Source organism: Cryptosporangium phraense, from assembly GCF_006912135.1.
Taxonomy (GTDB): domain Bacteria; phylum Actinomycetota; class Actinomycetes; order Mycobacteriales; family Cryptosporangiaceae; genus Cryptosporangium; species Cryptosporangium phraense.
The window spans coordinates 439,560-458,377 of the sequence record NZ_VIRS01000001.1; the positions used below are offsets into that span (position 1 = coordinate 439,560).

18 protein-coding genes are annotated in these 18,818 nt (G+C 72.8%); 7 read left to right on the forward strand and 11 right to left on the reverse strand.

Annotation, left to right across the window (positions count from 1 at the left end; genetic code table 11):
- Position 1 precedes the first annotated feature (1 nt).
- Positions 2 to 919: an SDR family NAD(P)-dependent oxidoreductase gene (locus tag FL583_RS02025; protein ID WP_142702684.1), complete on the reverse strand. Its 918-nt coding sequence runs from the start codon at positions 917 to 919 to the stop codon at positions 2 to 4.
- An 82-nt stretch (positions 920 to 1,001) separates the two neighbouring features.
- On the opposite strand from FL583_RS02025, the gene FL583_RS02030 reads away from it, so the two are divergent.
- From FL583_RS02030 to FL583_RS02040, 3 genes are read left to right on the forward strand one after another with little or no spacing between them, the layout of a single operon-like run.
- Positions 1,002 to 2,174, forward strand: a complete 1,173-nt coding sequence (locus tag FL583_RS02030) for an acyl-CoA dehydrogenase family protein (RefSeq protein ID WP_142702685.1) — start codon at positions 1,002 to 1,004, stop codon at positions 2,172 to 2,174.
- Between the two features lie 2 nt (positions 2,175 to 2,176).
- On the forward strand, positions 2,177 to 3,208 hold the full coding sequence (locus FL583_RS02035) for an acyl-CoA dehydrogenase family protein (protein ID WP_142702686.1): 1,032 nt from the start codon (positions 2,177 to 2,179) through the stop codon (positions 3,206 to 3,208).
- A 13-nt stretch (positions 3,209 to 3,221) separates the two neighbouring features.
- Complete coding sequence (locus FL583_RS02040; RefSeq protein WP_142702687.1) at positions 3,222 to 4,079, forward strand: TIGR03619 family F420-dependent LLM class oxidoreductase; 858 nt, start codon at positions 3,222 to 3,224, stop codon at positions 4,077 to 4,079.
- Here FL583_RS02040 and FL583_RS02045 read toward each other — a convergent pair.
- Positions 4,076 to 4,945, reverse strand: a complete 870-nt coding sequence (locus FL583_RS02045; RefSeq protein WP_205751780.1) for an NAD(P)H-binding protein — start codon at positions 4,943 to 4,945, stop codon at positions 4,076 to 4,078. The two genes, FL583_RS02040 and FL583_RS02045, sit on opposite strands and share 4 nt — an antisense overlap.
- On the opposite strand from FL583_RS02045, the gene FL583_RS40715 reads away from it, so the two are divergent.
- Positions 4,907 to 5,509 (forward strand): TetR/AcrR family transcriptional regulator, encoded by a 603-nt coding sequence (locus FL583_RS40715; protein ID WP_205751781.1) that lies wholly within the window; start codon positions 4,907 to 4,909, stop codon positions 5,507 to 5,509. The genes FL583_RS02045 and FL583_RS40715 overlap by 39 nt on opposite strands.
- Before the next feature lie 82 nt (positions 5,510 to 5,591).
- Here FL583_RS40715 and FL583_RS02055 read toward each other — a convergent pair whose 3' ends face one another.
- On the reverse strand, positions 5,592 to 6,698 hold the full coding sequence (locus FL583_RS02055; RefSeq protein ID WP_142702690.1) for an NAD(P)H-dependent flavin oxidoreductase: 1,107 nt from the start codon (positions 6,696 to 6,698) through the stop codon (positions 5,592 to 5,594).
- A 13-nt stretch (positions 6,699 to 6,711) separates the two neighbouring features.
- Complete coding sequence (locus FL583_RS02060; protein WP_142702691.1) at positions 6,712 to 8,367, reverse strand: acyl-CoA synthetase; 1,656 nt, start codon at positions 8,365 to 8,367, stop codon at positions 6,712 to 6,714.
- Between the two features lie 113 nt (positions 8,368 to 8,480).
- Here FL583_RS02060 and FL583_RS02065 point away from each other — a divergent pair, with 113 nt between their 5' ends.
- On the forward strand, positions 8,481 to 10,013 hold the full coding sequence (locus FL583_RS02065) for a long-chain-fatty-acid--CoA ligase (protein ID WP_142702692.1): 1,533 nt from the start codon (positions 8,481 to 8,483) through the stop codon (positions 10,011 to 10,013).
- Here the strand turns inward: FL583_RS02065 and FL583_RS02070 are convergent.
- The 3 genes from FL583_RS02070 to FL583_RS02080 are packed head-to-tail and all read right to left on the reverse strand — an operon-like array spanning position 10,010 to position 12,689.
- Entirely contained in the window at positions 10,010 to 10,372 is a 363-nt protein-coding gene (locus FL583_RS02070) for a hypothetical protein (protein ID WP_142702693.1), read from the reverse strand. The two genes, FL583_RS02065 and FL583_RS02070, sit on opposite strands and share 4 nt — an antisense overlap.
- 32 nt (positions 10,373 to 10,404) lie before the next feature.
- Positions 10,405 to 11,460, reverse strand: coding sequence for an LLM class F420-dependent oxidoreductase (locus tag FL583_RS02075; protein ID WP_142702694.1), 1,056 nt, complete (start codon positions 11,458 to 11,460; stop codon positions 10,405 to 10,407).
- Positions 11,460 to 12,689, reverse strand: a complete 1,230-nt coding sequence (locus tag FL583_RS02080) for a cytochrome P450 (RefSeq protein ID WP_142702695.1) — start codon at positions 12,687 to 12,689, stop codon at positions 11,460 to 11,462. The genes FL583_RS02075 and FL583_RS02080 overlap by 1 nt, the downstream gene beginning before the upstream one ends.
- An 85-nt stretch (positions 12,690 to 12,774) precedes the next feature.
- Here FL583_RS02080 and FL583_RS02085 point away from each other — a divergent pair, with 85 nt between their 5' ends.
- Positions 12,775 to 13,905: a steroid 3-ketoacyl-CoA thiolase gene (locus tag FL583_RS02085; RefSeq protein WP_142702696.1), complete on the forward strand. Its 1,131-nt coding sequence runs from the start codon at positions 12,775 to 12,777 to the stop codon at positions 13,903 to 13,905.
- Between the two features lie 12 nt (positions 13,906 to 13,917).
- Here the strand turns inward: FL583_RS02085 and FL583_RS02090 are convergent, their stop codons facing one another.
- The gene (locus FL583_RS02090) at positions 13,918 to 14,745 is read right to left on the reverse strand and encodes a hypothetical protein (protein WP_142702697.1); all 828 of its coding nucleotides are present in this window, start codon (positions 14,743 to 14,745) and stop codon (positions 13,918 to 13,920) included.
- Complete coding sequence (locus FL583_RS02095; RefSeq protein WP_205751782.1) at positions 14,742 to 15,485, reverse strand: ABC transporter ATP-binding protein; 744 nt, start codon at positions 15,483 to 15,485, stop codon at positions 14,742 to 14,744. Before FL583_RS02095 ends, FL583_RS02090 begins: the two co-directional genes overlap by 4 nt.
- 243 nt (positions 15,486 to 15,728) lie before the next feature.
- Between FL583_RS02095 and FL583_RS02100 the strand changes: the two genes are divergently transcribed.
- Positions 15,729 to 17,405, forward strand: coding sequence for a BTAD domain-containing putative transcriptional regulator (locus FL583_RS02100; RefSeq protein ID WP_142702698.1), 1,677 nt, complete (start codon positions 15,729 to 15,731; stop codon positions 17,403 to 17,405).
- Here FL583_RS02100 and FL583_RS02105 read toward each other — a convergent pair.
- Together FL583_RS02105 and FL583_RS02110 are read right to left on the reverse strand one after the other, a co-directional pair.
- Positions 17,375 to 18,307: a hypothetical protein gene (locus tag FL583_RS02105; RefSeq protein WP_142702699.1), complete on the reverse strand. Its 933-nt coding sequence runs from the start codon at positions 18,305 to 18,307 to the stop codon at positions 17,375 to 17,377. The genes FL583_RS02100 and FL583_RS02105 overlap by 31 nt on opposite strands.
- Positions 18,307 to 18,780, reverse strand: a complete 474-nt coding sequence (locus FL583_RS02110; RefSeq protein ID WP_142702700.1) for a hypothetical protein — start codon at positions 18,778 to 18,780, stop codon at positions 18,307 to 18,309. Before FL583_RS02110 ends, FL583_RS02105 begins: the two co-directional genes overlap by 1 nt.
- Between the last annotated feature and the right edge of the window lie 38 nt (positions 18,781 to 18,818).

Sequence of the window (18,818 nt, forward strand, 5' to 3'; positions counted from 1 at the left end):
GTCATCCTCCCGTCACCGGGGACGCGCCCCGGTCCGCTGCCGGCTCAGCCCTGCGCTGGACCGCCGAGATCGCGCGCCCGGTGAAGACGTCATCGGGGCCGTGCGACGCGAAGTACTCCCCCAGCGACTCCGCGAGCTCGCCGTCCGCCCACGACGCCCCGGCCGCGTCGAACTGCGCCTCCACCGACGGCGGCGCGAGCACCGCCACCATCCCGCCGTGCACGAAGAACACCTGCCCGTTCACCGACGACGACGCCGGCGCGGCCAGGTACACCACCAGCGGCGTGATGTGCGAAACGTCCAGCGGGTCGACCCCGGAGGTCGGCGCCGGCCCGTACACCGGCGACGTCATCGCGGTGCGGGCCCGCGGGCAGATCGCGTTGGCCCGCACGCCGTACCGGGCCAGGCCCCGGGCCGCGGCCACGGTCAGCGACACGATCCCGGCCTTGGCCGCCGCATAGTTCGGCTGCGCCACCGCGCCCAGGAACCACGCCTCCGACGTCGTGTTGATCAGCCGCCCGTACACCGGCGCGCCCGCCGCCTTGGAGTTCGAACGCCACAGAGAACCCGCATCCCGGCACAGCAGGAAATGCCCCCGGAGATGCACCCGCACCACCAGGTCCCACTCCTCGTCGGACATCGTGAACAGCATCCGGTCGCGCACGACCCCGGCGTTGTTCACGACGATGTCGAGCCCCCCGAGCGACTCCGCCGTCGAGATCAGCGACCGCGAGACGTCCGAGGAAGACACGTCCCCCGGAACGAAGACGGCGCCGGGCGGAACGTCGTCCGGAGGAACGACGTCGTTGACGACGACGGACGCTCCGGCCGACGCGAGGGCGAAGGCCTCGGCCCGGCCGAGGCCAGAGCCGGCCCCGGTCACGATCGCCACCCGCCCGGACAGGTCGAGATCCGGCACCCGAGCTCCCTCCGAAAGGAACCGCAAATCTAGAACGTGTTCTACGCTAGCGGAGCCGACCGCACAACTGAAGGAGGCGCGGATGCAGCTGCGGTACACGCGGGAGCAACGGGCGCTGTCCGCCGAGCTCCGCACCTACTTCGAAACGCTGATGACGCGCGAGCGCCGGAACGCCCTGGAGAAATTCGACGACGAGAGCGACGGCGGCGCGTACCGCGAGATCGTCCGCCAGCTGGGCAAGGACGGCTGGCTGGTGCTCGGCTGGCCGACCGAGTACGGCGGCCAGGGCCGCTCCCAGCTCGACCAGCTGATCTTCCTCGACGAGGCCGCGCTGGCCGGGGTCCCGATCCCGTTCCTGACCCTCAACACGGTCGGGCCGACGATCATGCGCCACGGCACCGAGGAGCAGAAGCAGGAGTACCTGCCCCGGATCGCGGCCGGCGAGCTGCACTTCGCGATCGGCTACTCCGAGCCCGGCGCCGGCACCGACCTCGCCTCGCTGCGCACGAAGGCGGTCCGCGACGGCGACGACTACGTCGTCAACGGTCAGAAGATGTGGACGAGCCTGGTCGGCTACGCCGACTACGTCTGGCTGGCCTGCCGCACCGATCCGGACGCGGTCCGCCACCGCGGGCTGTCGGTCCTCGTCGTTCCCACCGACGCCAAGGGCTTCTCGTGGACGCCGGTCCGGACGATGGCCGGGGTGACCACCAGCGCCACCTACTACCAGGACGTTCGCGTCCCGGTCGAGGCACGCATCGGGGCCGAGAACGAGGGCTGGGCGCTGATCACGAACCAGCTCAACCACGAGCGGGTCGCGCTCACCTCGGCCGCGCCGCTGCGCAAGGCGCTGAACGACGTCCGTACCTGGGCCGCGAACACGCCCGGCCGCAACGGCAAGCGGCTGCTCGACTCGGAGTGGGTGCGGACCCACCTGGCCCGGGTCCACGCGCACGCCGAGGTGCTGCGCCTGATGAACCTGCGCACGGCCTGGGAGAAAGACCTGACCCCGGCCGCGGCCAGCGCCACCAAGGTCTACGGCACCGAACTCTCCACCGAGGCGTACCGCCTGCTCATGGAGGTGCTCGGCCCGGCCGCGACGCTCCGCACCGGCTCCCCCGGAGCGGCGCTGCACGGCCGTATCGAGCGGGCCCACCGGGCCGCGCTCATCCTCACGTTCGGTGGCGGCACGAACGAGATCCAGCGGGACATCATCGCGGCCGGCGGTCTCCGGCTGCCGGTCGGACGGCGGTAACGATGGACTTCACGCTCACCGAAGCGCAGACCGAGCTCGCCGAGCTCACCCGCCGGATCGTCGGCGACCGGGTGACGGTCGCGACCCTCACCGCGGCCGAGGAGTCCGGCTCCCGGTTCGACCGCGCACTGTGGTCGGTCCTCGCCGAGACCGGCCTGCTCGACGTCGAGGACCTGGCCGAGCAGTGCTCGGTGCTGACCGAGCTCGGCCGCGGCCTCGCCCCGGTCCCCTACCTGCCGTCGGTGGTCGTCGCGCGCCCGGCTCTGGCCCGCTTCGGGTCGGCCCCGGCCCGCGAGCGGTGGCTGAGCGGTCCGTCCGTCCTCGCGTTCGCACTGGCCCATCCGGACGTCCGGCCGCCGGCCGCCGCCGGTCAGCCCGACGGCGGGTGGCTGCTCTCCGGCGAGGTGACCGCGGTCCCGGCCGCTCCGGTCGCCGACGCGCTGCTGGTCGAGACCGTCGGAGGCGTGTTCGTCGTGGCCCCGGACGACCCGGGGGTGACGATCACGCGGCAGCCGAGCACGGATCTGGACGACGCCGGGCTGCTGGTGCTGAACGACGTGTCGCTGGCCGACGACCGCCGGCTCGACGGCCCGCTCGACATCGCCGACTGGTTACGGACCCGGGCCTCGGTGGCCCGCGCCGCCTGGCAGCTCGGGGTGCTGGACGCGGCCCTGGAGATGACCGCCGAGCACGCCCGCACCCGGACCCAGTTCGGGAAGCCGATCGGCGCGTTCCAGGCCGTCAGCCAGCGGCTGGCCAACGCCTACGTCGACGTCCGCGCGGTCGAGCTGACGCTCTGGGCGGCGATCGACGCCTGCGGGTCCGAGGACGATCCCCGGGCGGCGGTGGCGACGGCCGCGTTCTGGACGGCCGAGGCCGGGCACCGGGTCGCCCACACGCTCGTGCACGTCCACGGCGGCACCGGCATCGACGTCTCGCACGCCGCCCACCGGTACTTCCTGGCCGCGAAACGGGCCGAGTTCGAGGGCGGAGGGGCCACGTCGGCGCTCTTGGAGCTGGGCTCGGCGCTCTGAGTACCCTCTCTCCATGCGGCTGGGGCTGTTCGGCGTCAACACCGACCTCTGTGCGCTGGATCCGCGGGTCGCCGCGGAGGTCGTGGTGGCCGCCGAGCAGTCCGGCTGGGAGAGCGCCTGGACCGGCGAGCACTACGCGCTGCCCGACCCGCCGGTGCCCGCGTCGCCGGCGCGGCCGGACACGCCGTTCCTGGATCCGTTCGTGGCCCTGGGCCACCTCGCCGGGGTCACTACGTCTTTGTTGCTGGGCACCGGCGTCACGGTCGTTCCGGTGCACCAGCCGGTGATCCTGGCCAAGCAGGTCGCCAGCGTCGACCGGATCAGCGACGGGCGGTTCCTGTTCGGCATCGGCGTCGGCTACCTCGAACCGGAGTTCCGCGCGCTGGGCGTCTCGATCAACGACCGCGGGGCCCGCACCGACGAGTACCTGGACGCCCTGCAGGCGCTCTGGACGACGTCGTCGGTGCACTACGTGGGGCCGCGCGTCGCGATCAGCGGAGTGACCGCGGAGCCCCGGCCGGTGCGGCCGGGTGGCCCGCCGCTGCACGTCGGGGGCGCCGCTCCGGCAGCGCTGCGACGCACGGTGCTGCGGGCGCACGGCTGGTACGGCTGGGGCGTCGACCCGGAACAGACCGCGGCGATCGTCACCCAGCTGGCCGAGCTGGCCGACAACCTCGACCGGCCGGCCGAGCTGGGCCGGCTGGAGATCTCGGTGACCCCGCCGGCCCGGGCCGCGCTGGACGCGTCGCTGGTGGCCACGTACGCCGAGGCCGGCGTCGACCGTCTGATCGTCTCGCCGCCCGGCCGGGTGCGCCGGGACCGCGAGGCGCTGCTGCGCTTCGTCCGCGACACCCCGGCCGCACTGCGCTAACGAGCCGTGACCGCGGGGTAGTGTTTCGCGAGGAACTCGCGGTAGCTGGTGGGCCGGTAGCCGATGAGCCGCTCCAGGTCGCCGGTGTTCCGGCTGAACGAGCCGCGGCCGACGCCGACGAGCCAGGCGGTGAGGAATTCGGCGACCGGCTGGGGAAGGTCCCGCTGGAGGCTCGCGAGGTACTCCTCCTCGGCGACGGGCCGGTACGGGACCGTCTCGCCGTGGAGGTCGCTCAACGCGGCGGCGAGGTCCCGGAACGAGGCCGCCTCGCTCCCGGTGAGCGTATAGATCGTGTTCTCGTGGCCGTCCTCGGTGAGCACGGCCACGTTGGCCGCGGCGAGGTCGCGGATCAGCGCCGGGGCCATCGTGCCCTCCCCGTGCGGGACGCGCAGGCCGTCGCGGTACGGGTCGGCTCCGAGGTAGACGTCGATCTGGTCGAGGTACATCGGGTTGCGGAGGATCGTGTAGGTCAGCCCCGACGCGCGGAGGGCCTGCTCGGCGAAGACGTCGGACTCGGTGACGCCCACCTGGGTGATGCCGAGGTCCTCGTCGCGCTGGATCGCCGTGTAGATCACGTGCCGGACGCCGGCCTGCCTCGCGGCCGTGATCGCGTTGAAGTGCTGGGCGTCCCGGTCGGTGAACGCCTGCGCCGAGACGAGCAGGAGCCGGTCGACGCCGTCGAAGGCGCGCACGAGCGACGGGTGGTCGAAGTAGTCGCCCGGACGGATTTCTATCCCGCGCTCGGCCAGGTCGGCGGCTCGTTCGGGGGTGCGGGAGAGCCCGGCCAGCCGGTCGGCGGGTAGGCGCTCGAGGAGGAGTTCCAGGGTGTGCCCCGCCTCACACAGGAGCAGAAGCAGCTCAATCACGACCGGATCCTCGAGGCCGCCGGCCGGGGGTTCCGGACCCACGGCGTCAACGGGATCGGCATCGCCGACCTGATGAAGGCCGCCGAACTCACGCACGGCGGCTTCTACAACCACTTCGAGTCCAAGGACGACCTGGCCCGGGAGGTGTTCCGCCAGGGCTTCGCCAGCTCCCTCGCGGATCTCGCCGCCATCCGCGAAGCACACCCCCACGCGGCGCTGGATCACCTGGTCGACCAGTACCTGTCGGTGGCGCACCGCGACCATCCGGAGGAGGGCTGCGCGTCGGCCACCTTCGCCACCGACGCCGGCCGCGACGGTGCCGCCACCCAGGCCGAGTACCAGCGCGGACTGGAGGGCTACTTCGGCGCGATCACCGATCTTGTGCTCGAGAGCGCGTCCCAGTCCGGGGTCGACCTGACGCCCGAGCAGGCCCGCGAGCAGGCCATCGCCCTGTTCAGCCAACTGGTCGGCGCGCTGGTCCTCTCCCGCGCGGTCGTCCGCGCCTCCCCCGCCCTGGCCGACGAAATCCTCGAAGCCAACACCAGCCACCTCAAGCAGCCCTAGGTGTTCTGGCCCGGCGATCATCGCCCGGCAGTTCGACTCAGCCCCGCGTGACCGGGCGCGGCGGCCGGTCGCGGGTCTGGGGTCAGGACGGGCGGAGGGTGTTCAGGCGGGTGAGGGCTTCGTCGGCCTCGGCGACCAGGTCGGCGATCACGTCGGCGACCGGGCGGATCTCGTTGATCCGGCCGACGATCTGACCGGCCGGCATCGCCACCACCTCGGGGTCGTCGGCGGCCGCGATCCGCCGGTGCGCCTCCCCCACCAGCAGGTTCTGCAGCGGCATCGGCAGCGGCTCGGGCGCGTCCGGCGCGGCCCACGCCTCGGTCCACTTGCTCTTCACCAGCCGGGCCATCTTCCCGGAGTAGATCCGCGCCCGCACGGTGTCCGACGACGACGCGGCCAGCAGCGCGCGCCGGACCGCGGTCTGGTTCGGCAACCCCAGCGCGTACTCCTCGGTGAGCAGCCAGGTCGACCCCATCCAGACGCCGGACGCCCCCAGCGACAGCGCGGCCAGCAGCTGCCGCCCGGACCCGATTCCACCCGCGCCGAGCACCGGCACCGACGCGCCGACCGCGTCGACGATCTCCGGCAGCAGCACCATGCTGCCGATCTCCCCGGTGTGCCCGCCGGCCTCCGACCCCTGCGCGACCACGATGTCGACGCCGTCGGCGACCTGACGGCGGGCGTGATCCACCCGGCCGGCCAGCGCGGCCACGAGAATCCCCCGCTCGTGGGCCTGGGCGATGACGTCGGCCGGCGGCGAGCCGAGCGCGTTCGCGATCAGCGCCGGCCGGTGCTCCAGCGCGACCTCGACGTGCGCCCGCGCCACCGAGTGCAGCCACCCGAGGACTCCGTCGTCGTCCGCGGCCGGCAACGGCGGCACGCCCAGCGACTGCAGCGTCTTCTCGACGAAGTCCCGGTGCCCGGGTGGCACCAGCGACCGCAGGTCGCCGAACGAGCCCTCGGTGGGCGCCTTCATCGGCATCACGACGTCGACGCCGTACGGGCGGCCGTCGGTGTTCTTGTCCATCCAGTCCAGCGCCGCGGCCAGGTCGGCCGGGTCGTTGAACCGGACGGCCCCGAGCACCCCCAGGCCACCGGCCCGGCTGATCGCGGCGGCGACGTGCTCGGACGGGGTGAAACCGACGATCGGGTGCTCGATGCCGAGCCGGTCGCAGAGATCGGTACGCAACGCTGCTTCTCCTTCAGTGGCCCGCCGTGACCGGCAGTTCCTGGGACGGCGGGTGGTCCTCGGTGTGCCGCCGGGCGCCGGTGTAGTCGGCCTTCCCGGTCGCCAGCCGGGGCATCTGGTCGACCCACCAGTACGCGCGGGGCATCTTGTAGCCGGCCAGCTCGACGCGGCCCGCGCTGTCGAGCGTCGCCGCGTCGGGCCGGGCGTTCTCGCGCCACTGCACGATCGCCCCGACCTTCCAGCCGAGCCGCTCGTCCGGAATGCCGACGACCAGCGCGTCGTAGACGTCGGGATGGGCCTTGAGCGCGCCCTCGACCTCCTCTGGAAAGACCTTCTCGCCGCCGGTGTTGATGCAGGTGTTGCCGCGGCCGAGCAGCAGGAACGTGCCGTCGGCCTCGGGGATCGCGAAGTCGCCGGGCACCGTGTAGCGCTTGCCGTCGACCTCGGCGAACAGCGCCGCGGTCTTCTCCGGGTCCTTGTAGTAGCCCTGCGGGAGGTAGCCGCCGCGGGCCAGCCGTCCGACCTGGCCGGAGCCGGGCTCGATCTTCTGGTTGTACTCGTCGATGACGATCGTTTCCCGGCTCGAGTTGACCCGGGGGCCGCGCGGCTCGATGTTGTCCTTGCTGATCGCCCCGATGCCGCTGAAGCCGGTCTCCGACGACCCGACCGCCTCGGTCAGGAACACGTTCGGGAACGTGTCGAGGTACTCGTGCTTGACCGACGGCGACATCAGCGCGGCCGTGCTCGACACCGCGAGCAGCGAGGACGGGTCGTAGGGTTTGCCGCCGTCCGGCGGCCCCTCCCGGTAGGCCTCCAGCAGCGGCCGGGCCATCGCGTCGCCGACGATCGCGATCACGTTCACGCCCTCGTCGGTGATCGCGCGCCAGACCTCGTGCGCGTCGAACTTCGGCATCAGGACGACGGTGCCGCCGGTGAACAGCGCGCCGTAGAGCGTCCACTGGGCCGCGCCGTGGATCAGCGGGGCCGACACGAGCCGCACCACCGCCCCGCCGACGCCGCTGCGGGCCTGCTCCCACTCGTCCTGGATCGGCTCCCCGGTCATGAAGTCGACGCCACCGCCGAGGACGCGCCAGATGTCCTCGTGGTGCCACATCACGCCCTTGGGCCGGCCGGTCGTCCCGCCGGTGTAGATGATGAAGAGGTCGTGCGGGTCGCGCTCGGGGAAGTCGCGGTCCGGCGACTCGGCGGCCAGCGCTTCCTCGTAGTCGGCCGCGCCGTCGACGGTGCCGGGCGCCGAGATGCCCGGCGGGGCACCCTGGAACTCCACGACGTGCTTCAGATCGGGGCAGTCGGCCCGGACCGCGGCGACGTTGCCGGCCAGCCCGCGCTGGTAGACCAGCGCGACCGCGTCCGAGTCCCGGAGCACATATCGTAACTCGTTCTCGGTCGACCGGAAGTTGACGTTGATGACCACCGCGCGCAGTTTGGTCACCGCGAACATCGTCTCGGCGGCCTCCAGCGTGTTGGAGGCGTAGAGCGCCACGTGGTCGCCCGGCCCGACCCCGTGTCGGGCCAGGTGGTGGGCCAGTTGGTTGGCCCGGGCGTCGAATTGGGCGTAGGTCAGGCGACGGCCCCCGAAGACCAGGGCGACGCGGTCGGGCACGAGGTCGACGGCATGTTCCACGAGGTCTGCCACGGTGAGGACCATGGCATCAAATTAGAACAGGTTATCGTTTGCCACAATGGCCGTTTCCTTGATCGACGCCGCACGCCGCTCGTAATGTGAACGAACATTCGCGGCGGCGACAGCGAGGTGGCCCCATGCCGAACGACGACTTCCGTCTGGCCGACGTCCCCCGGCAGCACGCCCGCGAGCGGGGCGACCACCCTGCCCTGTCCCTCGGGACCCGCACGATCACCTACGACGAGCTCGACGAACGCGCCACCCGCATCGCGAACGCGTTACGCGCGGACGGCGTCGGGCCCGGCGACCGGATCGCGGTGCTCGACAAGAGCTCGATCGAGGTCGCCGAGCTGCTGTTCGGCGCGGTCAAGGCCGGTGCGGTGCTGATCCCGCTGAACTGGCGGCTGGCCGCGCCCGAGCTCACCGCGGTGCTCGACGACGCCGGCGCCACGATGCTGTTCGCCTCGGACGAGTTCGCCGCGACCGCGGACCAGGTGGCGGTGGACGCGGGCACCGTCACCAAGACCGTCCGCCTGGGCAAGGACTACGAGGAGTGGCTCGCCGCCGCCTCGCCCGAGGACGACGGCTACCGCGGCGACCTCGACACGGTCGTGTTCCAGCTCTACACGTCGGGCACGACCGGGCGGCCGAAGGGCGTGCTCACCACCAACCGCACGCTGAGCGTCGTCGAGGACGGCGCCGGGGCCTCCTGGGGCATCGACGCGGATTCGGTGGCCCTGGCCGCGATGCCGCTGTTCCACATCGGAGGTCTGGGCTTCCTGCTGGTCGGGGTGTCGTTCGGCGCCCGGGTGGTGATCGTCCGCGACCTGCTCCCGCAGACTCTCCTCGACCTGATCGTCGAGGAGCGGGTGACGAACACGTTCCTGGTCCCGTCGGTCATCGGCATGCTCTGCGACCTGCCGGGCGCGGCCGAGCGCGACTACTCCGCGCTCCGCTCGATCGCCTACGGCGCCTCGCCGATCACTCCGGCGCAGCTCAAACGGGCTCTGGCGACGTTCGGCCGCCCGCTGTTCCAGCTCTACGGCCTCACCGAGACCCAGGGCGCGATCGTCCAGCTCGACGCCGACGACCACGATCCGGACGGGCCACGGGCCCACCTGCTGCGCGCCGCGGGCAAGCCGTACCCGTGGGTGCGGCTGCGCATCCTCGACCCGGCCACCGGCGCCGACGCGGCCACCGGCGAGCCCGGCGAGATCCTCGTCCACAGCGTCGTGAACACACCCGGCTACCACAACCAGCCGGACGCCACGTCGGCCCTGCTCGACGCGGACGGCTGGCTGCACACCGGCGACATCGGCAGCCTCGACGATGAGGGCTACCTGACGATCAGCGACCGGCTGAAGGACATGATCATCACCGGCGGCGAGAACGTGTACCCGGTCGAGGTCGAGGCCGTCCTGGCCGACCACCCGGACGTCGCCGGGGTGGCCGTCGTCGGGCGGCCGGACCCGAAGTGGGGCGAGGCCGTGACCGCGGTCGTGGTCCGGCGGCCGGGCAGCACGCTGACCGCCGACGACCTGATCGGCTTCGCCCGGCCGCGGCTGGCCGGGTACAAGCTGCCGAAGTTCGTGGACTTCGTGGAGGCACTGCCGCTGGGCGCGACCGGCAAGGTCCTCAAACGAGAGATCCGAGCCGCCTACCGAGCCTAGGTCAGATGCTGCTCGATGGCCCGGGCCAGGCCGGCCGCACTGGACCGGACCTGCTTGTCGTAGCCGATGAACATCTTGTTCGCGAGCGGTACGGCCCAGGCCAGCCGGGGCGCGATGTTGTAGACCCGGTAGGTCAGCAGCGTGGTGCCGTTCTCCGGGGCCGCGGACAGTTCACCCCGGTACCACCAGTGCCCCTGGAACCCGACGACGCCGTCCCGGTGGTCGACGTCGATGTACTGGTAGGCGGTCGGGCCACCGCGGCCCAGGAACGCGTCCAGGGCCCAGCCCTCGTCGAGAAGTGGCTGGACCCGGGTGATCGGCGCGGCCACCCGCTCGGAGGCCTCGAAGAGCAGCTTCATCGGTGATCCCCTCCCCTGGGATCAGCGTCGCACTACCCCGCCACCCCGGCGTCGGAATGGACGAGAGCACCGAGAGCACGGACCTCGGCCGGGGTGCGGCCGCCGACCAGCAGCATCGTGACGCCGGCCGCCTCGCGGCGGGCGATGCCCTCGCGGACGTGGTCGGCGTCGCCGACGATCGAGAGCTCGTCGACGAGTTCGTCCGGGACCGCGGCGACGGCCTCGGCGCGCTTCCCGGCCTGGAAGAGGGCGGTGATCTCGGCGACCGCGTCTTCGAAGCCGGCCCGGGCGATCAGGTCGGCGTGGAAGTTCATGCCCGGGGCGCCCATGCCGCCGATGTAGTGGGCCAGCGTCGGTTTCTGGGCGTCGATCGCGGAACGGCGGTCTTCGGTGACGATCACCTGGCAGGTGGAGACGATCTCGAAGTCCTCCCGCTTCCGGCGGGCGCCGGGGCGGGCGAAGCCCTCGGCGAGCCACTCGTCGTAGACCGCGGCCAGCCTGGGTGAGTAGAAGATCGGGAGCCAGCCGTCGGCGATCTCCGCGGTCAGCGCGACGTTCTTCGGGCCCTCCGCGCCGAGCAGGATCGGCAGGTCGGCGCGGAGCGGGTGGGTGATCGGGCGGAGCGGCTTGCCCAGGCCGAGCGCGCCCGGGCCGGTGTAGGGCAGCGGGTAGTGCGGGCCGTCGTTGGTGACCGGGGCCTCGCGGGCCAGGACGTCCCGCACGATCCGGACGTACTCGCGGGTGCGGGCCAGCGGCTTGGCGAACGGCTGCCCGTACCAGCCCTCGACGACCTGCGGGCCGGAGACGCCGAGGCCGAGCATGAACCGGCCGCCGGAGAGGTGGTCGAGCGTGAGCGCGTGCATCGCGCACGCGGCCGGGGTGCGCGCCGAGAGCTGCACGACCGACGTGCCCAGCCGGACGCGCGAGGTGGCCGCGCCCCACCAGGCCAGCGGTGTGAACGCGTCCGACCCCCAGGCCTCGGCCGTGAACACCGCGTCGAACCCGGCGTCCTCGGCGGCCGCGATGAGTTCCGGCGCGTTCGAAGGCGGCGCCGCTCCCCAGTAGCCCAGTTGGAGCCCGAGTTGCATTACGCGTACCGCACGGGAAGGTGCTTGATGCCGTTGATCCAGCCGCTCCGCAGGCGGGCGGGTTCGGCGGCCTTGGTGATGTCGGGCATCGCGTCGGCGATCGCGTTGAAGATCAGGTCGATCTCCAGGCGGGCGAGGTTCGCGCCGATGCAGTAGTGGGTGCCGCTCCCACCGAACCCGAGGTGCGGGTTGGGGCTGCGCAGGATGTCGAACTTCTCCGGGTGCTCGAACACCTCGGTGTCCTGGTTCGCCGAGCTGTAGAACATCACGACCCGCTGACCGGCCTTGATGTCCTGGCCTCCGAGCTGCGTGTCCTGCTTCGCGGTGCGCTGGAACGCGATGATCGGCGTCGCCCAGCGCACGATCTCGTCCGGCGCGGTCTTCGGCCGCTCCTTCTTGTACAGCTCCCACTGGTCGGGGTGGTCGAGGAACGCGTTCATCCCGTGGGTGATCGCGTTCCGCGTCGTCTCGTTCCCGGCCACCGCCAGAATGAGGACGAAGAATCCGAACTCGTCGTCGGACAGGCCACTCTCGCCGGCCTGGGCGTTGAGCAGCGTGGTCACCAGGTCGTCGGCCGGGCACTTGCGCCGCTCCTCGGCCATGCCCATCGCGTACCCGAGCATGTTCGCCGACGCCAGGTTGGACGCCTCGGTGGCCAGCTCGTCGTCGTCGGACCCGATCATCTGGTTCGACCACTCGAAGACCTTGTGCCGGTCTTCCTGGGGGACGCCCAGCAGGCTGGCGATCGCCTGCAGCGGCAGTTCCACCGCGACGTCGCTGACGAAGTCGCCCTCGCCCTTCTCGACGGCCTCGTCGACGATCTGACGGGCCCGCTTGGTGAGCTCCTCACGCAGGCTGTTCACCGCGCGCGGAGTGAACATCCGGGACACGATCGAGCGCTGCGCGGTGTGCTTGGGCGGATCCATGTTCAGCAGGATCAGCGACTGCATGTCGATCGCGTCGCGCGTCATGTCCGGGCCGAACCGGACGATCGCGGTGTTGGTCGTGCTGGAGAACACCGACGGGTTCCGCGAGATGTCGACGATGTCCGCGTGCCGGGTGACGACCCAGAACCCGTCGTCATCGAAGCCCGCCGCGTGGTACTCGGTGGAGTTCCACCAGACCGGCGCCACCCGTCGCAGCTCGGCGAAGTCCTGGAGCGGAACGCCGTCCGCGTAGGTGTCGGGATCGGTGTAGTCGATGCCGGCGGGGATGTCGGGTGCGGTCATTGCAGCGACCTCCGGGACGGGTGGCCATGGACAACTGGAACCTGTTCTAATTACGGGACGGTACACCTTCGGTTGGGGAGAGCGCATGGGAAGCCCGGTCATCGTTTCGGCCGTGCGGACGCCGATCGGGCGCCGGCGCGGGCAGTTGTCCGGCCTCTACCCGGCCGAGCTGCTCGGCGTCGCCCAGCGGGCCGCGGTGGAGCGGGCCGGCCTGCCGGCCGACGCGGTCGAGCAGGTGATCGGCGGGTGCGTCACGCAGGCCGGTGAGCAGGCCGGGAACATCACCCGGGTGGCCTGGCTGCACGCGGGGCTGCCGGAGCAGGCCGGCTGCACGACGATCGACGCGCAGTGCGGCTCGGCCCAGCAGGCCACCCATCTGATCGCCGCGCTGATCGCCGCCGACGTGATCACGGCCGGGATCGGCTGCGGGGTCGAGGGCATGAGCAGGCAGCCGCTGGGCAGCAACGTCTCCGAGGGCCACACTCCCAAGCCGGACTCGTGGAGCATCGACCTGCCGAACCAGTACGGGGCCGCCGAGCGGATCGCCGAGCGCCGGGGCATCACCCGGGCCGACACGGACGCGTTCGGCGTGCGGTCGCAGGCGCTCGCGGCCACCGCCTGGGCCGAGGGCCGGTTCGAGCGCGAGATCGTGCCGGTGGAGCTCCCCGACGGCACGGTCGTCCGTCGCGACGAGGGGCTGCGGGAGACGACGTTCGAGGGCCTCAGCGTGCTGAAGCCGGTGCTCGAGGGCGGTGTGCACACGGCCGGGACGTCGTCCCAGATCTCCGACGGAGCGGCCGCGCTGCTGCTGATGTCGGCCGAGGCGGCCGCCGACCGCGGCCTGCGGCCGCGGGCCCGGATCGTGTCGCAGTGCCTGGTCGGGGCCGAGACGTACTACCACCTCGACGGGCCGGTGCAGGCTACCGCGAAGGTGCTGGCCAACGCGGGGATGAAGATCGGCGACATCGACGTGTTCGAGGTGAACGAGGCGTTCGCGTCGGTGCCGCTCTCGTGGATGTCGGTGCACGCCCCGGACGTCGACCGGGTGAACGTCAACGGTGGGGCGATCGCGCTGGGCCACCCGGTCGGCTCGACCGGCGCCCGCCTCCTGACGACCGCGCTGCACGAACTCGAACGCCGGGACGCCGAGACGGCCCTGGTGACGATGTGCGCCGGCGGAGCCCTAGCGACCGCAACGATCCTGGCCCGCGTCTGACCGGTCGGCGGGTCAGGGGCGGGTCGTGAGCCTCGTTCGGGTGTAGCCGGCCAGGGCCAGGGAGATCCAGGCCAACCCGTGCAGGCCGAGCAGCGTCACGTCGAGCAGTGAGCCGTCGTTGGCGGCCTTGACCGACGCGGTGAGGCGGGGCACCAGCCAGCCGAGCGGGTCGACCGCGCCCGATCCGAGGGCCAGCACCAGCACCACACCGCCGACCAGCGTGAGCGTGGCCCGGCCGAGGTCGGGGCTGACCGCGCGGGACGACCAGGCCCCGATGGCCAGGCCGGTCAGCGCGCTCAGCACGTGGATCCAGAGCCCGAACAGCAGCCCGGTGAGCGAGCCCGGGTTCTTGATCGCGCCGATGACCAGCGGGAAGACCAGCGCGACGGCGATCGTGAGGGCGGCCGGGGTGAGCGCGGCCAGGAGTCCGGCCAGCACCTCGCGGAACGGGCCGCCGACCGCGACGTTCGCCAGCAGTCGCTGGCCGTCGGGCTCGGCGTCGAGGACCAGTTTCACCTGCCAGGCCAGCACCGGCAGCAGGACCAGCGCGGACGTTCCGTAGGCCTCGGTCGACGGGGCGGCTCCGCCGAGGTGCAGGATCGCCAGCAGCCCGAACAGCGCGATCCACGGCGCCAGCGCGCGCCGGGTCCGCGCGAACCCGTTCACCCGGCTCCACGCCAACCGCCCGACCCGCCGCCCCCCGGAAGCAACCCGAGCGCCCGCCTCCCCCGCCCCCGGCTCCCCCGCCCCCGGCTCGGCCGCGCCCGGCTCGGCCGCGCCCGGCTCGCGCGGGCCCGCCGCGGGGCGCGCGCCCGCCCCGCGCCCCGCCTCGGCGCTCATCGCGACACCGCCTCCGCCGACCGCACCGATCGCACCACGTGTCCATCCGCTCGAAGCGCAGCCACCACCGCGGCCACCTCCCCCGCGTCCACCACGACCTCGATCACCCGCGCCTCGGCCGACGCGGCGACGGAGGTCAGCCGTCCCTCGGCGATGCGCCACTCGGCGTCCGGGCGCAGCCCGGCGAGCTCGCCGCGGTGGTCGGACACCACGCACACCCCACCGGCCGAGATCACCTCCTGCACCAGCAACGGCAGCTCCGACCGGGTGGCCGCGTCCAACCCCTCCCACGGCTCGTCCAGCACCAGCAGCCCGGGCCGGACCAGCAGCGCCTGCACGAGCCCGACCTTCTGCGCGGTGCCCTTCGACAGCTCCGACAGCCGCGTGTCGAGGAACGGCGTCAGGAACAACCGCTCGGCCCAGGCCGAGATCGCGGCCGCACCGACGACGAGCCCCCGCACCCGCCCGGCGGTGGTCAGGTACTGCCGGACGGTCCAGGCCTGCTCGGCCGGGAACCGCTCCGGAACCCACCCCACGACCGCGGGCCGCCCCACCACCGAACCCCGGCTCGCCGGGAGCACCCCGGCCAGCACGCGCAGCAGCGTCGTCTTCCCGGCGCCGTTCCGGCCGGTCACCGCGGTCACCGTGCCGCGCGGCAGCACGCCGTTGACCCCGGACAGCACCCACGGACCGCGCCGTCCGAATCGTACGGAGACGTTCTGCAGCGCCAGACCGGTCACGGTCAGCGATCGTACGCAACGCACGCCAGCCGCGTGGCCTACCGGGACGCCCGTGTCCGCAGTGAACCGCGTCGTCCCCCGGGGTTCACAACGAGCCGTTCGTCTGTGCCCCGGACCGGTCGCAGCTGGTAACAGTTACGTGTCGGATCACCCGTCGGCGTCGGCTCGGGGGCACCGATGCTCGTCCCGCAACTGTTGCGTCCGTTGCCGTCGGGGCCGCAGGCAGATGGACCTGGCGCAAGGGTGCTCGACGCCTCGTCTTATACGGTCATCGCTGGCCCCAGCGGCTCTTATCTGGCCGAACGGCTCGCCTCGGCACTCGCCGCCAGAAATCGGTGGAACAGCTGCGTCTGGCTCCGGGGACCCCGCCCGTCCGCGGAGTCGCTCGCGGTCGCGCTGAGCGAGGCCTGCGCCACACGATGGGGCGACGGCGGCCCGCCGGCCGGGTCCGGCTCCCGGCGCCTGCTCGAGCGCGCGATGCTGCTCGCGCCGCCGGACGCCGTCGTCGTGCTGGAGACCACCGGCCGGGTCACGGCCGCGATCGGCCGGCTGATGACCGATCTGCGTCCGCTCGCGGTGGAGCGGGGGATCCACCTCGTCGTCGCGACCGAGGGACGGCAGCTCCCGCTCCTCCGGTACGGTCCGGACGCGCTGGTCCCGCCCGCGTCCCTCTGGCCGGTCGGCGAGCTGCCCACGCTCGGCGCCGGCCTCTCCCCCGGCGCGACCGAACGCATCCGCCGCCGTCCGGCGGTCGCCGCCGACCTGCTCGAGGCCGCGTCGATCTGGCCCGCCGACGTGATTGCGGACGCCCTCCGGGGCCGGCGGTGGCCACCCCGGACGCTCGACCACGTGACCGCGGCGCTGCTCGAGCTGTGCACGCCGGCCCAGCGCTCGGCCCTGGAGCTCTCGGTGCTGACCGGGTACTGGCATCCGCAGCTCGACAGCGGCGTCGTCAGCGCCACCGACCTGCGGCCCTGGCTCGTCCCGCTGGAACAGTCGTGGGGGTGGCTCCGTCCGATCTGGCGCGGTCCGCTGAGACGGGCCCTGGCGCAGCACGGACGGCACCGCGGCCCGGTGCACCGCTCCGCGCTTCCCGCGCGGGCCTCCCCGGTCCGGACGCCTGCGCCCCCGGCCGACGCCCCGCCACGTCCGGCCCGACCCCCTGGCCAGGTCGTTCAGGCCCGCCTGTTCGGCGGCTTCGAACTGCGGGTCGACGGGGTCGTCGTGGACTTCGCCGGGCGACGGGGCGTCAGCGTGCTGCGGTTCCTGCTCGCCCGCCCCCAGCACAGTTGCCCGCGCGATCAGCTGCTCGAAGAGTTCTGGCCCGACGTCGACCAACAGACCTCGCGCAACCGGCTCCAGGTGGCGATCAGCGGCCTGCGCACCGCCCTCCGGGGCACCGCCGACGGACCGGTGCTGGAGTTCGCGGCGGGGATGTACCGGATCGCGCCGTCGATACGCCTCAGCACGGACGTGGACGAGTTCGAGGCCGCGCTCGGCGCTGCTCACCGGGCCGAGCAGCGGGGACAGGCCCAGACCGCGCTCGCCGCCTACCACGAAGCGATCGATCTCTACCGAGGGGACTTCGCCGCCGACGTGCCGTACGAGTCCTGGACGCTGCTGCCGCGGGAGAGCCTGCGACTGCGTTACCTCGACGCCCTCGACCGGACCAGCGACCTGGCGCTGCGGGCCGGCCGGGTCGACGACTGCATCGTGCTCGCCCACCGGGTGCTGGACGTCGACCCCTGCCGGGAGGAGACCCACCGCCTGCTGATGCGGTGTTACGCCCGGCAGGGACGCACGCACCAGGCCCTGCGCCAGTACGAGCTGTGCCGCCGGCTGCTCGCCGCGACGCTGTCGGTGCCGCCGATGCCGGAGACCACCGCGCTCTACGACTCGATCCGCTCGGGTCCGCGCTGATCCTGGGCTCGGTACGCGGGGAGCGGGCCGTCCAGCGCGGTGAGTCGCAGGCGGACCGCGCACAACCCGGACGGCACCACGACGTCCGGGAAGCGGAGCCGCAGCGCGGCCGGGGCGGGTCCGTGGCCGGTCACGACGGCCAGCGGAGCCCACGACGTGTCGGGCTCGCCGAAGCGGCGGCCGAGGAGCTCGGCGCAGTAGCCGAGATCCGGGCCCGGACCGGCCGCGAGCAACGTGACCTCGATCGACTGCGGCGCGCCGCCGACCACCCGGCCGACGTCGTACACCGCCTGCCGGAGCTCACCCCGGCACGGCGCCTCCCACGGCACCGCCGGCCAAGCCCCCGCCGGCGGGAAATCCCCGCCCGCCTCCGGCGGCGACGCGACCGGCAACGCGACCGGCAACGCGACCGGCGACGCGACCGGCGACGCGGCGGGCAGCGCGGCCGGGCTGGGGGCCGCAGGCACCCGGCCCGGCTCCACGCCGGCCCGCTCCTCGACGAACCGCGACACGGCCTCGCCCGACCACCCCACCAGCGCCAGCTCCTGGCCGGTGCGGACGTGGGTCAGCGTGCCGCGCGTCGGCCGGCCGGTGTCGGTCAGCGTCAGCCGGAGCACGAACGCCTCCTGCCGCTGGCCACCCGGCCCGGCCACCGGATGCTGAGCTCCCGAACACTGGGCCCCCGGATGAGCCGTCAGCTGTTCGGCCAGTTCGCCCAGCCGATCGCCGGGCTCCGATCGAACGCCGGAACCCCGCCGCTCACCACGCAACGCGTCCACGATCTCGGCGAGCGCGCCCCAGGTGAGGACGCCGGCCCGGTGCAGACGCACCTCGGACGCCGCACCGATGCCCTCCAGATCCCGGAAGCCGGCCCCGTCGGCGAAGTCCCGGCGCTCGGTCACTACGGCCTCTTGGCCTCGATGATCGGTCCCTCCTGGACGCCGACCAGATCGGGCTGGGTCGGGTTCGGAAGCACGACGGTCACCGCGAGCTTGTAGATGCCGCTTCGCTTCAGGACCGGGTCGCGCTCCGGCAGCGTGCCCGGCGAGATCGTCAGGACCTTCGAGTACTTCCGGCCGTTCGGGACGACGGCGAACACCGTGACGTCCTGCGTCTCCGCGGCCAGCAGGACCTCGGGGCCCGGGCCGTACTGCTCGGCGAACGCCGACACCTCCCAGTCGGTGCCGGCCGGAAGGTTCGCGGGAGTCACCAACGCGCCGGTGACCGTCCAGCTGACCGTGATCGTGAAGGGCTGGGTCGGGTCGATGATCCCGGTGGCCGGGCCGAACCCAGGCGCTGTCACGTCGACGTCACCCATCTCACCTTCGAGTGCGCCCGTGAAGTTCGGGCTGAAGTGCTTGAAAACCGTGGCCATGAGAGACCTTCCGCCGGGCGCCGACCGCGGTTCGGCGG

Bases quoted from the DNA above. Each gene is read 5' to 3' on its own strand.
- FL583_RS02035 (WP_142702686.1), top strand. From the start codon at position 2,177: ATGGACTTCACGCTCACCGAAGCGCAGACCGAGCTCGCCGAGCTCACC.
- FL583_RS02065 (WP_142702692.1), top strand. From the start codon at position 8,481: ATGCCGAACGACGACTTCCGTCTGGCCGACGTCCCCCGGCAGCACGCC.
- FL583_RS02090 (WP_142702697.1), bottom strand. From the start codon at position 14,745: ATGAGCGCCGAGGCGGGGCGCGGGGCGGGCGCGCGCCCCGCGGCGGGC.
- FL583_RS02110 (WP_142702700.1), bottom strand. From the start codon at position 18,780: ATGGCCACGGTTTTCAAGCACTTCAGCCCGAACTTCACGGGCGCACTC.
- FL583_RS02030 (WP_142702685.1), top strand. From the start codon at position 1,002: ATGCAGCTGCGGTACACGCGGGAGCAACGGGCGCTGTCCGCCGAGCTC.
- FL583_RS02040 (WP_142702687.1), top strand. From the start codon at position 3,222: ATGCGGCTGGGGCTGTTCGGCGTCAACACCGACCTCTGTGCGCTGGAT.
- FL583_RS02060 (WP_142702691.1), bottom strand. From the start codon at position 8,367: ATGGTCCTCACCGTGGCAGACCTCGTGGAACATGCCGTCGACCTCGTG.
- FL583_RS02085 (WP_142702696.1), top strand. From the start codon at position 12,775: ATGGGAAGCCCGGTCATCGTTTCGGCCGTGCGGACGCCGATCGGGCGC.
- FL583_RS02075 (WP_142702694.1), bottom strand. From the start codon at position 11,460: ATGCAACTCGGGCTCCAACTGGGCTACTGGGGAGCGGCGCCGCCTTCG.
- FL583_RS02070 (WP_142702693.1), bottom strand. From the start codon at position 10,372: ATGAAGCTGCTCTTCGAGGCCTCCGAGCGGGTGGCCGCGCCGATCACC.
- FL583_RS02080 (WP_142702695.1), bottom strand. From the start codon at position 12,689: ATGACCGCACCCGACATCCCCGCCGGCATCGACTACACCGATCCCGAC.